At 66.4% G+C, this 15,841-nt stretch carries 14 protein-coding genes and 1 other RNA gene; 11 read left to right on the top strand and 4 right to left on the bottom strand.

Annotation, left to right across the window (positions count from 1 at the left end):
- The first annotated feature begins 215 nt into the window (after nt 1-215).
- The gene (hisN, locus tag ON39_RS24975; protein ID WP_040738002.1) at nt 216-1,001 is read left to right on the top strand and encodes a histidinol-phosphatase; all 786 of its coding nucleotides are present in this window, start codon (nt 216-218) and stop codon (nt 999-1,001) included.
- Between the two features lie 320 nt (nt 1,002-1,321).
- Here the strand turns inward: hisN and ON39_RS24970 are convergent, their stop codons facing one another.
- Together ON39_RS24970 and ON39_RS24965 are read right to left on the bottom strand one after the other, a co-directional pair.
- The gene (locus ON39_RS24970; protein WP_246002796.1) at nt 1,322-1,858 is read right to left on the bottom strand and encodes a GNAT family N-acetyltransferase; all 537 of its coding nucleotides are present in this window, start codon (nt 1,856-1,858) and stop codon (nt 1,322-1,324) included.
- Nucleotides 1,859-1,920: 62 nt separating this feature from the next.
- Nucleotides 1,921-2,889, bottom strand: a complete 969-nt coding sequence (locus ON39_RS24965) for an SMP-30/gluconolactonase/LRE family protein (protein WP_040738026.1) — start codon at nt 2,887-2,889, stop codon at nt 1,921-1,923.
- Nucleotides 2,890-3,085: 196 nt separating this feature from the next.
- Here ON39_RS24965 and recQ point away from each other — a divergent pair, with 196 nt between their 5' ends.
- The 10 genes from recQ to ON39_RS24920 all read left to right on the top strand — a co-directional run bounded on the left by recQ (nt 3,086) and on the right by ON39_RS24920 (nt 14,349).
- Nucleotides 3,086-4,963 (top strand): DNA helicase RecQ, encoded by a 1,878-nt coding sequence (recQ, locus tag ON39_RS24960; protein ID WP_040738024.1) that lies wholly within the window; start codon nt 3,086-3,088, stop codon nt 4,961-4,963.
- Between the two features lie 232 nt (nt 4,964-5,195).
- The gene (phoA, locus tag ON39_RS24955; protein ID WP_246002797.1) at nt 5,196-6,686 is read left to right on the top strand and encodes an alkaline phosphatase; all 1,491 of its coding nucleotides are present in this window, start codon (nt 5,196-5,198) and stop codon (nt 6,684-6,686) included.
- Between the two features lie 85 nt (nt 6,687-6,771).
- A complete protein-coding gene (locus tag ON39_RS24950) occupies nt 6,772-7,848 on the top strand; it encodes a metallophosphoesterase (RefSeq protein WP_040737998.1) in 1,077 nt (358 codons plus the stop codon).
- A 67-nt stretch (nt 7,849-7,915) separates the two neighbouring features.
- Complete coding sequence (locus ON39_RS24945) at nt 7,916-8,152, top strand: WLR motif membrane protein (protein WP_040737996.1); 237 nt, start codon at nt 7,916-7,918, stop codon at nt 8,150-8,152.
- 56 nt (nt 8,153-8,208) lie between these two features.
- Nucleotides 8,209-8,682, top strand: a complete 474-nt coding sequence (gene smpB, locus ON39_RS24940) for an SsrA-binding protein SmpB (RefSeq protein ID WP_040737995.1) — start codon at nt 8,209-8,211, stop codon at nt 8,680-8,682.
- Complete coding sequence (locus ON39_RS24935) at nt 8,679-9,542, top strand: DMT family transporter (RefSeq protein WP_083894672.1); 864 nt, start codon at nt 8,679-8,681, stop codon at nt 9,540-9,542. The genes smpB and ON39_RS24935 overlap by 4 nt, the downstream gene beginning before the upstream one ends.
- A 79-nt stretch (nt 9,543-9,621) precedes the next feature.
- Nucleotides 9,622-9,993: a transfer-messenger RNA gene (ssrA, locus tag ON39_RS46785) on the top strand.
- A 1,414-nt stretch (nt 9,994-11,407) separates the two neighbouring features.
- Nucleotides 11,408-11,674 (top strand): hypothetical protein, encoded by a 267-nt coding sequence (locus tag ON39_RS24930; RefSeq protein WP_040737994.1) that lies wholly within the window; start codon nt 11,408-11,410, stop codon nt 11,672-11,674.
- Between the two features lie 448 nt (nt 11,675-12,122).
- Nucleotides 12,123-12,395 carry a hypothetical protein gene (locus tag ON39_RS24925; RefSeq protein WP_146251050.1) on the top strand — a complete coding sequence of 91 codons (273 nt, stop codon included), beginning with the start codon at nt 12,123-12,125 and terminating at the stop codon, nt 12,393-12,395.
- A 130-nt stretch (nt 12,396-12,525) separates the two neighbouring features.
- Nucleotides 12,526-14,349, top strand: a complete 1,824-nt coding sequence (locus tag ON39_RS24920) for a sugar-binding protein (RefSeq protein WP_246002798.1) — start codon at nt 12,526-12,528, stop codon at nt 14,347-14,349.
- A gap of 66 nt (nt 14,350-14,415) precedes the next feature.
- Here the strand turns inward: ON39_RS24920 and ON39_RS47550 are convergent, their stop codons facing one another.
- The gene (locus ON39_RS47550) at nt 14,416-14,574 is read right to left on the bottom strand and encodes an HNH endonuclease (RefSeq protein ID WP_246002826.1); all 159 of its coding nucleotides are present in this window, start codon (nt 14,572-14,574) and stop codon (nt 14,416-14,418) included.
- 145 nt (nt 14,575-14,719) lie between these two features.
- Nucleotides 14,720-15,625, bottom strand: coding sequence for an oxygen-dependent coproporphyrinogen oxidase (gene hemF, locus ON39_RS24915; RefSeq protein ID WP_051187018.1), 906 nt, complete (start codon nt 15,623-15,625; stop codon nt 14,720-14,722).
- Nucleotides 15,626-15,841: the final 216 nt, after the last annotated feature.

Below are 15,841 nucleotides of genomic sequence, written 5' to 3'. Positions count from 1 at the left end.
GTGCGTGGGCCGTGGGGCGGTGGGTGCGTGGGGCGGTGGGGCCGTGCGTGCGTGCGTGGGTCTATGCACACTGCTCACGGGCGGAAGGTCGGTGGGGAAGCAGCCGAATCCGGGCTCGCGGCGTCGATGCCACAGGCGGTGAGGTTGGACAGGCCGACCGCCGCGATGAGTGTCGCGATACCGATGCGGACAGCGGGACCGGATAGGGTGCGGGCGTGGCTGTGGACTCCTCTGATCTCGAACTCGCCCTGCGGTTGGCCGACGCCGCCGACGGCCTCACCCGGGCGCGGTTCGGGGCGCTCGATTTGAAGGTCGACTCGAAGCCGGACCTGACGCCGGTGTCGGACGCCGATCTCGCCGTGGAGCAGGCGATCCGAGAGGTCCTCGCCGAGCAGCGGCCGGACGACTCGGTGCTGGGGGAGGAGTTCGGCGGCGACGCCGAGTTCACCGGGCGCCAGTGGGTGATCGACCCGATCGACGGCACGAAGAACTTCGTCCGCGGCGTGCCCATCTGGGCCACCCTCATCGCGCTGCTGGAAGACGGCGTGCCGGTGGTCGGCGTGGTGAGCGCGCCCGCGCTGTCCAGGCGCTGGTGGGCGGCGGCCGGGTCCGGTGCTTGGGCCAGCTTCGATGCCCAAGCGCCCCAACAGATTTCGGTCTCCGCCGTCGCCGATCTCGGCTCCGCGAGCCTGGCCTTCTCCAGCCTGTCCGGCTGGCGCGAGCGCGGCCTGCGGGAGAACTTCCTAGCCCTCACCGACGACGTGTGGCGCGTCCGCGGCTACGGCGACTTCTTCACCTACTGCCTCCTCGCCGAAGGCGCCGTCGACATCGCCACCGAACCCGAGGTCTCCCTGTGGGACCTCGCCGCCCTCGACATCCTCGTCCGCGAAGCAGGCGGCCGCTTCACCTCCCTGGCCGGCAAGCCGGGCCCACACGGCGGAGACGCCGTCGCAACCAACGGACTCCTGCACGACGAAGCGCTTCAGCGGCTACGCGGGTAAGCCGATGCGGCCCAACAGACTTCGGCTCGCTCGCTAGTCGGCAGGCCGGACGGTCAGTTGCACGGTCTCATTCGCGGAGTCCGGGTGGCGCGGATGCTTCGCGATCTCACGCTGGACCGGCTGATTGCATTCTCGCCGTACGGCGAACGCGGTACGGCGGGTAGCACCGCACGCTCGTCGAAAGTCGGTTGTCAGCGCCGCCAGTGACAGAGTTCCCCTCGGCTATAAGACGTGGGGCAACTCGTCGGCCAGGGCACGATCGGCTGCTGTAGGTGTGGATCAGCGTGGTGAATGGCGGTGCTCGCCCGGCGCATCACTGATCACGCGTCGTGTGTCTCGGCGGGGATCAGCATCTTCTCCATGAGGACCACCGTGGTGGTGCCGTGGAATCGCGGTGGCAGCGGCACCTCCCGCAGCTCGGTGAAACCCTGTGCGGTGTAGTACTTCCGGAGCACCTGATTGCTCGCGGCGGTATCCAGACGTTGCAGCGTGACGCCGTTGGCGAGGGTGTGGTCGGCGCAGAACCGGAGGATCCGTTCGCCGATGCCGCGTCCACGCAGTTCGGGCGCGACCATCAGTCCGTGGACGTAACCAGCGTCGGTGTCGTCGTCCTCGCCCCAGAAATCTGGATCACGCCAGACGAGCCGAACCACGCCGTTCAGCGCTCCCGCCTCGTCGCGCCACACGAACCACTCGCCGCGGGCCGCCTCCTCGGCGACGTGGGCGGTCGGGTACTCACCGGGAATCCATTGTTCGATGCCGTTGTCGACCATCCACTGGGCGAGCCGATTTCGCAGGTTGGTGATGTCGTCCGCGTCGGAGGGGGTGGCGACGATCATGGGCGCCGATTCTGGCATGCTGCATTCCTTTCCTCGCGGGTCCGTTGGATTACGCCGCGGGCGTACGGCCCCCATTCGTTCTACCGCGTCGGGGACGCCGGGGTGAGGTCGATATCCGCAGGCGGGCGTAGTCGGCGCAGAGTGCCGTCCATGCTCGTGATGTAGAGCGCCCAGCCGTCGCCGTCGCGGGCGATGCGAACGGAGGTGGTTCCGTCGGGCGGATTACGCATCGGGCCGGGCTTGATCAGACCGGTGATGATCGCGCAGACCTGGCCGGCGGAAGTGTCGATCTTGTTGATCGAGCCGAAGGCGTGGTCGGCGACGAACAGGGTGTCCGAGCGGGTGGCCTCCATATCGTCGGGCATTGACACCAGATTCGGGATTCCGGCGACGACGACCGGGCTCTCCGGCGCGTCCAGCGGGACGCGGAAGACGCGCATGGTCAGGTTGTCGGTGTAGATGGACTTGCCGTCAGGGGCCAGCGCGAGGCCGTTCGTCAGCGGCAGGCTGGACCAAGTGCGCGTGTACTCGCCGGTCGATGGACGGTAGCGGCCGATTCCGGTCGGCGGTCCGTTCATGCCGATGGTGCTGAACAAGAGATCGCCGTCGGGCAGCAGCAGGAGTCCGTTGGCGCCGTTCAAGCCGGTGACCAGGACCGTCACCGCGCCCGTCGCTATCTCGTAGCGCTGGAGGGTGCCCGGCGCTTCGGTCAGCCCGTCCCCGGTGACGAAGTAGACGTACGGTCCGGCGACCCGCACCCCGGCCGGATGATCCAACCCGGTCAGCACCTTCTCGAATCGACCCGCGCTGTCCACGTGGGCGAGGAAGCCGTCGAGCAGGCCGGTGACATAGAAGCCGCCGGCGCCGTCGGCATCCAGATTTTCCAGATTGCCTACGCCTTCCACCAGCGTGGTCGCCTCCCAGCCCGCGGCGCACATCGGCGGATACGGATCCGCGGCGGCCATCGGCGCGACCGCGGCCGCCGCGGCCGAGATCGCGATCGCGAGCACCGCTGCTCGAATTCGGTTGCTCCCCATCGCTATTGCCATGTGCGTCAACCTAACAGCAGCTCACGAGGCGAGTAGTTCGACGAATTCCGGCCTGAGGTCCGGAGTCGCAGGTCAGCGTCTGAGCTTCGGTTGGACGATCGCGATTCGTCCACATGTGGACTACTCGACTCGCGCGCCGGGAAATCCGCGCGACGTACCGGTGGCGCTGCGCGCGGGCGCTCGTAGGATGGGCCGGGTGACTCCTCCCGATGCATTCGTGGCCGCGGCGACCGACACCGATTCCGGTGCGGCCGCCGGATCCGGTGCGGCGCAAGAGGTTCTACGCCGGGTCTTCGGCTACGACAGCTTCCGCGGCGATCAGCGCGAGATCGTGGAGCATGTGGTCGCGGGCGGTGACGCGCTGGTGCTCATGCCGACCGGCGGTGGTAAGTCGCTGTGCTATCAGGTGCCCGCGCTGGTACGGCCCGGGGTCGGCGTGGTGATCTCGCCGCTGATCGCGCTGATGCAGAACCAGGTGGACGCGCTCAGCGCGCTCGGCGTGCGCGCCGGGTTTCTGAACTCCACCCAGTTCCCGGACGAACGCCGCACCGTGGAGGCGCAGTTCGTGGCGGGGGAGTTGGACCTGCTGTATTTGGCGCCGGAGCGGCTGCGGTTGGAGTCGACGGCGCAGTTGTTCGACCGCGGCAAGGTGGCGTTGTTCGCCATCGATGAGGCGCACTGCGTCTCGCAGTGGGGCCACGATTTCCGGCCCGACTACCTGGGCCTGTCCATGCTGCACGAGCGCTGGCCCGATGTGCCGCGCATCGCGCTGACCGCCACCGCGACCGCGAAGACCAGCGACGAGATCGTGCAACGCCTCGACCTGGGCTCGGCCCGGCGGTTCGTGGCCAGCTTCGATCGGCCGAACATCCAGTACCGGATCGAGCCGAAGAACAAGCCCGACCGCCAGTTGCTGGAGTTCATCCGCACCGAGCACGCGGGCGACGCGGGCATCGTCTACTGCCTCTCGCGCAACTCGGTGGAGAAGACCGCGGCGTTCCTCACCGAGAACGGCGTGAGCGCCGTGCCGTACCACGCGGGCCTGGACAACCGCACCCGCGCGGAGAACCAGACCAGGTTCCTTCGGGAGGAAGGTCTGGTGGTGGTCGCGACGATCGCCTTCGGCATGGGCATCGACAAGCCGGATGTGCGCTTCGTCGCGCACCTCGATCTGCCGAAGTCGGTGGAGGGCTACTACCAGGAGACCGGCCGCGCCGGCCGCGACGGGCTGCCCTCGACGGCCTGGATGGTGTACGGCCTCAATGACGTTGTGCAGCAACGCAAGATGATCGACTCCTCGGAGGGCGACGCCGCCCATCGCCGCCAGTTGCAGCTGCACCTGGACGCCATGCTCGCGCTGTGCGAGACGGTCAGCTGTCGTCGCGTGCAGTTGCTCAACTACTTCGGCCAGCACGACCAGCAGCCGTGCGGGAACTGCGACACCTGCCTCACCCCCGCGGAATCCTGGGACGGCACCGTCCCCGCGCAGAAGTTGCTCTCCACGGTGCTGCGGCTCAAACGCGAACGCGGCCAGAGCTTCGGCGCCGGCCACATCGTCGACATCCTGCTCGGTAAGAAGAACCCCAAGGTCCTTCAGCACGACCATCACGAACTGAAGGTCTTCGGCATCGGCACCGACCTGCGCGACATCGAATGGCGCGGCGTGGTGCGCCAACTGCTCGCCGGCGGTTTGCTCGCGGTGCACGGCGACTACGGCGTGCTCACGCTCACCGAGGCGAGCAACGAGGTCCTCTTCGACGGACGACAGGTGCTGCTGCGCCGCGAACGCGAGCGGCCGACCAAGCCGGCGCGCGCCGTCAAGGCGGGCAAGGCCGCGGCCCCCGAGATGGCCTCGGCCGATCTTCCCCTGTTCGAGCGGCTGCGCGAGTGGCGGGCCGCGACCTCGAAGGAGCAGGGCGTGCCCGCGTATGTCGTCTTCCACGACGCCACCCTGCGCGAGATCGTGGCGCGCAAGCCGACGAGCCTGGCCGAGCTCGGCAGCGTCAGCGGCGTCGGCGAGAACAAGCTGGCCAAGTACGGCGAGCAGGTGCTGGAGGTACTGGCCGGAGAGTGACATTCTCCACCTTCCGGCCCGTCGGCCGGAAGGGCAGCTTCATCCCTCGACGCGGACGGAAGACGCTGCGCCACAGCACTATCCGCATACCGGTCGATGAACCGACGTATGCAGACATGCTAATAAGAAATCGTCCGGTAACCATCCGGTTGCCCACGAGGCCCTTTCTGTTCAGAAGACCTGGCAAGGCTCCAACCAACCGACGTCTCTACGAACGATGGAGTTTTCGCTCATGCCCCCTGTCTCGTCGCGCTCGATGCCCCGCCGGTTCCGCGCGGGCGCCATCCTGGGCGCCGCCGTTCTCGTCGCAACGCTGGCCGCCTGCGGATCGTCCGACTCCAACAAACAGGGCAACGGCGACCTCCTCACTCCCAACGCCAAAGGCACGGTCACCGAGAACGGCGGAGCGCGCCGAACCACCGGCGACCGGACCGACGCCCTGCGCGCCTCGTTGAACGGCAACCAGGCGAAGAACGTCATTCTGCTCATCGGCGACGGCATGGGCGACTCCGAGATCACCGTGGCACGCAACGTCGCCGAGGGCGCGGGCGGCTACTTCAAGGGCATCGACGCGCTGCCGCTCACCGGTTCCTACACCCACTACTCGCTGGACAAGAAGACCGGAAAGCCGGACTACGTCACCGATTCCGCGGCCAGCGGCAGCGCGTGGGCCACCGGCACCAAGACCTACAACGGCGCGATCGGCGTCGACGTCAAGGGCGCTCCGCAGACCAACCTGCTCGAGATCGCGAAGGCCAACGGCAAGGCCACCGGCAACGTCACCACCGCCGAAATCCAGGACGCCACACCGGCTGTGCTCGGCGCGCACGTCACCGACCGCAAGTGCTACGGCCCGGAGGAGACGGCACTGAAGTGCCCGACCAACGCGCTGGAGAAGGGCGGACTCGGCTCCATCAGCGAGCAGCTGCTCAACACCCGCGCCGACGTCACCCTCGGCGGCGGCTCGAAGAGCTTTGATCAGAAGGCCGCGGGCGGCCAGTGGCAGGGCCAGACCCTGCGTGACCAGGCGAAGGCGCGCGGCTACAACCTCGTCGCCGACAAGACCGGCCTCGACGGGGTCACCAAGGCCGACCAGGACGCGCCCGTGCTCGGCCTGTTCAGCTCCGGCAACATGCCGGTCCGCTGGACCGGTGACAACGCCGTGCAGAACGGCCTCAACCTGCCCGCGCAGACCTGCCGCCCGAACCCCGAGCGCGCCGCCACCCAGCCCGACCTGGCGACCATGACCCGTAAGGCGATCGATCTGCTGAAGCCGAACAAGGACGGCTTCTTCCTGCAGGTCGAGGGTGCCTCGATCGATAAGCAGGACCACAACGCCAACCCGTGCGGCCAGGTCGGTGAGACCGTCGATCTCGACGAGGCCGTGCAGGCCGCGCTCGAATTCGCCAAGAACGACGGCAACACCTTGGTGATCGTCACGGCCGATCACGCGCACAGCAGCCAGATCGTTCCGCTCGAGACCAAGTCGCCCTCGCTGACCAGCAAGATCGTCACCAAGGACGGTGCCGAGATGGGTGTCTCCTACGGCAACGCCGAGGCGGGCGGATCGCAGGAGCACACCGGCACCCAGCTGCGCGTCGCCGCCTACGGCCCGCACGCCGCCAACGTGGTCGGCCTCACCGACCAGACGGACCTGTTCTTCACCATGTCCGACGCGCTCGGCCTGGACCGGAGCAAGAAGCCGGCCGCGCCCGCGAAGTAGTCCGGAAAGCCCGTCCTGCGTCGCGATCTCACCCGATGGGCGAAGATTGGCGCAGGGCGGGTGTACGGATAGTGGAGGACATCTCATGTGTGACAACAGCTTTGGCCGTCGCGGCTTCCTGGCCGGGGCCGCCGGCGCCGTGGCGGGCGCCTCCCTGGTCGGGCTGTCGCCCGCACAGGCGGTGCCGGTCGCGGAGGGCGTCACCAAGTTCGGCTTCCCGACCGAGCGCCGGCTGCGGGTGCTGGTGACCGGTGACGCGGGCACCGGAACGCGCACCCAGTGGGCCGTGGCCGACGCCATGCGTGAGTTCCATCGCCGCGAACCCGTCTCCCTCGCGGTCGGCCTCGGGGACAACATCTATGAACAGGGCCCGAACAGCGGCACCGACCGCCAATTCGCCGACAAGTTCGAAAACCCCAATGCCGGACTGGATTTCCCGTGGTTGATGGTGCTCGGCAATCACGACACCAGCTCCGTGTTCCCCGGGGACGGCGGCTGGCTGGAGCGCGGCAACCACGAGGTCGAGTACCACGCCAACTCGCCGCGCTGGTGGATGCCGAGCCGGTACTACTCCGTGCGGGTGCCGGAGCACAATCCCGTCGTCGAGTTCTTCGTCCTCGACCTCAACCCGCTCGCGGCCTATATCCCGCCGGTCCTGTCGCCCTACTGGTCGGTCGACGGACCGTTCATGAACGAGCAGCGCGCCTGGCTCGACCGGGCCATCGCCGAGTCCGGCGCCACCTGGAAGATCGCCTGCACCCACCACCCGTACCTCAACAACGGCCCGCACGGCGACGCGGGACAGTACGAGGGCATCCCGCTCGAGCCGATCAACGGCATCCACGTGAAGCGCTTCATCGAGGAACACGTCGCCGGCGCCTGCCAGTTCCTGCTCTCCGGGCATGACCACTCGCTACAGGTGCTGGAGCCGACCGTCGCGTCCAAGAGCACCCGGCAGATCGTGTCCGGTGCCGCCGCTAAGACCGTCGGCGCCGAACCCGCGTCCAGACCCCGCGGCGAGCACCCCGCGCTGTTCGAGAACTATCACGAACTCGGCTACATGGTGTTGGATCTCACCCCGACCACCGTCGACCTGCGCGTTTTCACCGTGGATCTCGCGACGGCGACCGCCACCGAGGCCTTCGCCCGACGTCTCGCCTGAATACCAACTCTGTTGCGGCGCGCGGGAATTCCGGCGTGTCGCGGTCGTGCGGGCTACCGTGCTGGCTATGGCTACCGGTGACGGCCCGGACGATGGGGGCGACTCGTCGGGCAGCTCCCCCAACACCGAGGTTCCGGACGCGCCGCCGAACACCCGCAGGGGGATCGACCCGAGCGTGGAGAGCGTATGGCTGCGGCACCGCCCGCCGCCGCGCCCCGGCCGACCTCGGTTCTCCACGGTATTGCTCGTCGCCGCCTTCATCGCCCTGTTCACCCTGTGGGTCACCCTGCGCCCAGGTGGTTAGTGCCGCGCCACGACCTGGGAATAATCCGGTTGCCGCGTCACTTAAGGTTGATCGTTATGAAGGAACAGGGGCGCAAGGTCATCGCGACCAACCGCCGGGCGCGGCACAACTACACGATCCTGGACACCTACGAGGCCGGGATCGCGCTGGTCGGCACCGAGGTCAAGAGCCTGCGTGAGGGCAAGGCCTCGCTGGTGGACGCGTTCGCGACGGTCGACAACGGCGAGGTGTGGCTGCGTGGGCTGCACATCCCGGAGTTCAGCCACGGCACCTGGACCAATCATTCGCCGCGCCGGATCAGAAAGCTGTTGCTGCACAAGCGCGAGATCGACCGCCTGGTCGGCAAATCCCGCGAAGGCAATCAGACGCTGGTGCCGCTGTCGATGTACTTCTCCGACGGCAAGGTCAAGGTCGAGCTGGCCCTCGCCAAGGGTAAGCAGGACTATGACAAGCGCCAGGATCTGGCGAAGCGCACCGCCGAGCGCGAGGTCACTCGCGAGCTAGGTCGGCGGGTCAAAGGGATGCGTTGACCGCTGTCCTCCTCGCCCTGCTAGCCGCCCTCGGCTACGGCGTGAGTGACTTCTACGGCGGTGTCGCGGCACGGAAGGTGACCGCGCTACGGGTCGTCATCTACTCGTACCCGTTCTCGGTCCTGCTCGTGTTGATGCTCCTGCCGTTCGTCGAAGGGACGCCCGACGCCGCCTCGATCGGCTGGGGGCTAGCGGCAGGTGTGGCCAGCGGAGTCGCCGTCTGGTGGTTCTACGCCGCGCTTGCCAGCGGTCCGATGGCCGTGGTCTCGCCGCTGACGGCCGTGCTGGTCGCCGGCGTCCCCGTGCTGGTCGGGCTGGTGATCGGGGAGCGGCCGGGCCCGCTCGCGTTCACCGGAATCGGTTTCGCCCTGATCGCGGTGCTACTGGTCAGCCGCGAATCGCCGGACGCCGTCACCGAGGAGATCACCGGCGGCCGCGAGCTGCGGTTCACCAAGAAGGTCGCGCTGCTGACCGTCGGATCCGGCTTGGCCTTCGGCTTCATGTTCGTCTTCCTGCACCAGACCGCGGCCTCCTCCGGACTGTGGCCGTTGCTCGCCCAGCGCGGCGCCGCCACCGGCGTCGTGTGGGCGACCGCACTGTCGGCCCGGCAGTTCCAGCGCTTGCGCGGTGAACCTCTACGACTGGCCTGCTACATCGGCATCCTCGACGTGATCGCCAACGTCGCCCTCCTGCACGCCTTCCACGGCTCGCTGCTCTCGCTGGTCAGCGTCATCGGCTCGCTCTACCCCGCCGCCACCGTACTGCTCGCCATGGTCCTGCTCGGCGAACGCGTCGGCCGGCAGCAGCAGGTCGGCATGGTGCTCGCCCTGGTCTCGGTCGGGCTGATCGCCGCAGCGTGAGCCGACCCGCCGAATAATGGGAAGAACCGCGCTCTGGGCGGTGTTAATATGAACAGCCCGGCAAGGCGTCGGGACGTACGGGGCTGAACGGTTTCGACTGCGTACGTTGATTCAGGGGAAGCGTGTCGGTGCAGGCAAGAGACCACCGTAAGCGTCATTGCAACCAATTAAGCGCCGATTCTCATCAGCGCGAGTACGCCCTCGCTGCCTAAGTAGCAGGACGTCTCTGTCAGTCCGGGTTCGTCCCTCGACCCGGGTACTGGCATCAGCTAGAGGGACTTACCGTTCTGGCCGGTCGCGGACCAGAACGGGACATCCAACAGCGACTGGGATCGTCATCTGAGCTTGTTCGCGAGACCCAGAGATCCAAGTAGAGACACAGCGAACTGCACACGGAGAAGCCCTGGAGACACGGCGGAGGACCCGGGTTCGATTCCCGGCAGCTCCACTCGACTCGTGCAAGGCCCATGCCCACCGAGGGCATGGGCCTTGCTCGTCTCGCTCGAGTTCTGTGGGGGCGCAGCCCCCACACCCCGCCCGGCGGGCTTCGCCCCGGACCCCCTTTCAGGTTCGCCTACCCGCGCTCCCGGATCCCTTCTCAGGTTCGCCTACCCGAGGCCGCGCTCCCGGATCCCCTCTCAGGTGCGCCAGTCCGCGTCTCGCGCACTGTCTCAGGTGTGCCAGACCCGAGGCGGCGCCCCCAGACCCCTTGCAGGTGCGCTGGCCCATATGCCGCGCTCCCTCCCAGGCGTGCCAGACCCGATGTTGCCCGCAGGCGCTTGGTAGGTGTGCCGGACCTGAGGCTGCGCCCCAAGCCCCCTCCTGGGTGCGCCAGATCCAAGGCTGCGCGCTGGACCCCTTCCAGGTGCGCCAGACCCGATGCCGCCGGCGTATCGCCTTCGAGGTCTCGCTAGACCCGATGCCGTACCCCGACCCCTCTCGGGTGTGCCAGGCGCGATGCCGCGCCCCTAGCCCCCGCCGAGGTGCGCGAAACCCAGTGCCGCGCAAACCGACCCTGAAACTGCGTCCTTGTGAATGTTGGACAGAGGGCAAGCATCGATTGCGCCGCCTCGGGAATGCCTCTTAGGTCTGCATACCCCGGCTCTGTCGCGATGCACCTCTGCACAAGCTGCGATGAAGGTGTACGTCAGAGCGACCGATCCACCAACACCTCTGCGACCAATCCACCAGTACCCTTGCGACGAATCCACCAGAACAAGAGCGACGAATCCACCAGCTCGAAGTGAGGCCCGTGCCCAATGGAGGGCATGGGCCCCGTCGCGTTCCGTTGACATCCTGCGGGCCACACCCCAGGACTCGACGGCTTGCCAGGCGCACATCGGCGAGCAGGCCCCGCACCTCACGCATGAGCGAAGATGGAGAGACGCTTGCCGATGTCTCTTCCAGTCTTGACGGGTTGCGTTCTCTGACAACGTAATTGATCTATCGGCGACTAAGCGTTGAGCGTAACGATCGGGTCTTGGCCGCTACACTGCAGGGCGGGTTTCGTGGTGGGTTCGGGGCGGAGTTGTCATAATCGATGTGATGCTGCTCCATGTGCGCCGTTGAGTATCCAGCCGCGCGTAAGGTCCGACAAAAACACTGTCCGCCAACTGTTTTGCCGGGCGATCGCAGTCGTCAGATCGCGTATGTCGGCTGCGGCCTGACTGAGAACGGGGCTTGGCACCGCCGATGGTGCGACCACGACAGCACGCTTCTGCGGAGTCGGCGGCATCGGCCGGCCACGCCGGCCTGTAGATCAAATGAGCAGAACGGATCAACGATCGACGTAGGTGCACGAGTAGTGGAGGTGTCATGCGCGACAACACAAGACGTGGTACCGACAACGGGATTGGGGGCCGACGATGAGTTACGACAACATCATCGCAAGTCTCCGAGACGAGATCGAGACTATCCACACTGAGCTCGCGGCAGCGGAGGGCAGCGGCGACGGCGACGCCGTAGACCGCCTGCATCATGAATTGCACACCGCGACTGCACAAGTCAGCCATTTCGAGTACATGAGCTACCTGGAAACCGATCGCGAGGAACCGGAGGAACCCGAGAAGCAGGAGGAACAAGAGGAGCGCGACTACGAAGTCGTACTCCGCTTACATCGCCACACTCGGTGATCTCGAGTAGAACGAATTTCCTAATACGCAAGGGGCGCATCGACTTCGAATATCGCCGCCTACCGTCGTCAGGTAAGCCTGGCGGACGGCGCTCCCGGCCATCGATTCGGAGACTCGACAGCCGCCCCTGGCTACGATCGTCGCTAAAGCGTCCCTTCATGATTCGGCTCCGCTAGTGGCACGTCGTGCGCCTCTGCTAGTTGCTTGCACCGCCTTGGTGCGGCAGCTACGCTGACCGCGCTTCGTATGCGGTTTCGAGCTTTGGGGTGAGGGTTCTAGGGGGGGCGATGCACGCGATGACGAGGTACGTGCCGACTGACGGGCAGTGGCGATGAGGGGGAATGAGTCCAGCCCGCTGTTTCGGAAGGCCAGCCAGCGCGCCGAAACGTTCGACGACACAGAGCAGCCCGCAAGAAGCAAGCGGGCGGGGGCAGGGGAGTTCGGTTGGATGGCGCTGGCCACCATCGAGGGGCTGCTGCGTGACCAGCTGTTGCTGGTCACGGTCGCGTCATCGGTTCTCGTAGCTATTTTCGCGCTCGTGGCCGCCAGTTTGGTGTGGACACCCATCTGCCTTATCGCGGGCATCGCCGGAATTGTGTTGGTTCGGCTTGCCCTCAAGCGCTCAGCCGGCATCGGCTCGCAGTGGCTGACGTCGATAATTGCGCTTGCCGTAAATTTCTCAGCATTTGTTGCCCTGTGGAAGTTCGGCAGCATTCGATGAGTTACGCGTCCTCTAACCACGCGAAGTCTGCTGTGGCGCTCGGTTCGGATGAGTCGTCGACGCGTCGGCTTCATACTCGGCCCCGATCTCGGTGGCTTCCCTGGGTGTGTTGGAGTCACTGTTACCGTCGATGACCGACCTGTGGATGTGTTGTGATCCGGGGTGGGACATGGTGGGTGACGACTGGAGGTTGGGGATGGTGGAGGTTCGGGGTGGGGTGAGTCGGCGGGCTGTTCTTGCGTCGGCTTTGGCTGCGGGGTTGATGGTCGCGGGGTGCTCGGGGAGGGGGAGGCGGGATGAGGCGCATACGGATGTGTTGTTTGTGGGGGCGCATCCGGATGATGAGTCGAGCAATCTGGCTACGTTTGGGCGGTGGCGGGAGGAGTTGGGGTGGAGTACGGGGGTTGTGACTGTTACTCGGGGGGAGGGTGGGGGAAATGCTGCGGGGGTGGAGGAGGGGGTGGTGTTGGGGTTGATTCGGGAGGGGGAGGAGCGGGCGGCCGATGGGCTGGGTGGGATCGAGAACATCTATTACCTTGATAAGCCGGACTTTTGGTACACGTTGTCTGCGCCGTTGACCGCGCGGATTTGGGACGCGGCGGATACCTTGGCCCGGTTGGTTCGGCTGGTTCGGCTGACTACGCCGCACACGATTGTGGTGATGGATCCTCGGCCGTTCAACCAGCATGGGGGACATCAGCTTTCGGCTCGACTGGGGATCGAGGCGTTTCGGCTGGCGAGCGATGCGCAGGCATATCCCGGTCAGCTCGCCGAGGAGGGGCTGGCGCCGTGGCGTCCCACCAGGCTGCTCGCCCAGAATTTCGGTTTCGAATCGGTGCTGGGGCCGGATGCGCCCGAGCGGCCACGCACAGACCCGGACACCGGTTTGCCGATTCTGGGCGTGTGGTCCGGTGCGCGCTCGCGTGAACACGACGCGACCTGGGCGCAGGTGGAGCGAGACGCGACACGGCTTTATGTCACACAGGGTTTCGCGGCGATGCCGGCGCGGGTGCCGACGGATCCGCAGCAGATCGGCTCCGAATGGTTCACCGTTGTGGCCGACGACGGCCGGTTTCTCGAAGCGCCGGTGCATCGGCAGGCCGAACTGAAACCGCTGTACGCGGAGTTCGCCGCCTGGGCCGACCGAACGGGATTGCCATGGTTGGCCAATCGCGTCCAACCGGACTACCCGCCGAACCCGACCACTACGATCCCGGCGGTCACCACCGCGCCGATCGTGAACGGTGTCGATGAGCCGGGGAAGTATCCGGGACCCGAACTGCCACTTGCGGTTTGGCAAGGTGGTGGCAGCTGCACGGCGATCGCGAAGCTGGCCCGGCACAACGACGACCTGTACGTGTTCGTCGATGTCACCGACGACCGGAAGGGTGCCGAGCTGGCGGCCGACGATATCAAACGGCATTGGCGCACCGACGCGGTCGAGATCGCCATCGACCCGCGCGGAAACTCGGACGATACCTCGACCACCTTCAAAACCGGCATCATGCCGTACACCGCCAGTCCAGGCGGCCCGGCGGCCGAGCGCGACGCCGACAATCGCCAAGGCCTAACGCCGCCGGGTATGCAGGTCGCAGCGGTAGTCACCGAGCCGTACCGCGGCTACTCGGCCGAGGTAAAAATCCCGCTCACCGAACTCCCCGGCCCGGTCGACCCCACCGCGTTCGCAATGAACATCCTGGTCTACGACTCAGATACTGACGACAAGACCGGCCGAACCCGCCTCGCCTGGTCCCCATTCGGCAGTCCCCAAGCCGACCCTTACGTCTGGGGCACCGCCACCCTCGCCGACTACCTGCCCTCGCCGACAACCGCCCGACCACCCGCCATACCGCAAACCGATACGCGCAGTGCGGATTCCCCCGCGTCTCTCGCTCAATCCAAACGGACCGGCATCCCGATCGCGGGGAACCCGCGACCTCGGCCCGCCCGCTGACTCACCCCGCCTTTGTGAAACCATCAAGGCCGCTACCGCTTTCGGTGATTAAGGGCGTGCGACCGATCAGAGACGGGCACCTTTCTCGAGATTTCGTCTACGGCAAAGGTTTTGAAGATTGCCGACACTGGTCGCGCCACCGCGACTGAGTGGGATGACGTGATCGAACTCCAAATAGTGGGTGTCTCCGCATTCGCGGCAGCGGCCGCCATCGCGTTGCCACACTTCGGATTTCACGTCCGGTGGTATCGCCGGGAGTCAGGTGTTGATGTGGAGGAGGTAGGGACCGGTGGGGCATCGTGAGCTATTGCACTGACCGTACGCAGCGTATCGCTGTTGCGTCTGTCCGCCGATCTGCCGACATGTCTCGTCAAGGGTAAACGGGGACAAATGATTTCGTGATCCAGTCGGTGGGTTGGAGGAAGCGGGCGGTGTCGGCTTCGGGGGTGCCCGGTTGGGGGGTTGTTTGGGACTGCCAGGCGGCGAGGGGTGGGAGGGACATCAGGATCGCTTCTATGTTTCCGTTGGTTTGCAGGCCGAAGCGGGTGCCGCGGTCGTGGACGAGGTTGAACTCGACGTAGCGGCCTCGGCGCAGTAGTTGCCAGGCTCGTTCTCGTTCGCCGTAGGGGGTTGGGCAGCGGCGCTGGAGGATTGGTAGGTAGGAGGGCAGGATGGTGGCGATTCCGTCGGTGATGAAGTCGAGTAGCGGATCGAAATCGCCTGTCAGGCGGTCGAAGAAGACGCCGCCGATGCCGCGCATCTCCCTGCGGTGCGGGATGGTGAAGTAGGTGTCGCAGGCGGCCTTGCCGGTGGGGTACCGGTGTGGGCCGTGGCGGTTGCACCAGGTCTCGAGTGTGCGGTGGAAGTGGATGGCGTCCTCGTCGAATCCGTAGGCGGGGGTGAGGTCGCAGACCGCGCCGAACCACCATGTCTCGGAATCGATCTCGAAGTAGCGGAAGTTCGCGTGGTAGGACGGCGCGAAGGGGTTGAGTGGGTGCAGCACGAGGGAGATGCCGGTCGCGGTGAACGGCTTGTTCGTGATGTCGGGATGGGCGGCGGATTCGGGCAGGCCGTCCTTGCTGACCAGTGACACATTCACCCCGGCGCGCTCGAACACCCGCCCGTCCTGCAGGACGCAGGCCAAGCCGCCGCCCAGTTCAGGGCGCTCCCACCGCGACCGTTGGAATCGAGCTTCTCCGTCGAACTCCTCGAACGCCTCCACCAGCCGCTGCTGCTTGACCATGAACTGATCCGCAATCCGCTGCGCGTACCCCATCCCCACCCTCCGCATCGACCGATCCCAGCCTGGCACGCCGAAACCACGCCCATGAAGCCCCACTTCTCCCGGCACAGGCCCCACCCGAACCAACCGGCCAAGTTCGAATCAAGTCAAATTGTGAACTTCGCAGAGAAAACGCACAGGTCAGCAGCCTCGCCAACTACCGAGGGGCGTGTCGGCAGTAAGGTCGGGGGACTGCACACTTCGATCCTC

The sequence above is a fragment of the Nocardia tenerifensis NBRC 101015 genome (genome assembly GCF_000308715.1).
Classification (GTDB): Bacteria; Actinomycetota; Actinomycetes; order Mycobacteriales; family Mycobacteriaceae; genus Nocardia; species Nocardia tenerifensis.
Note: the sequence above shows the minus strand (reverse complement) of the source record. Positions and strands in the feature narration are given on the sequence as shown.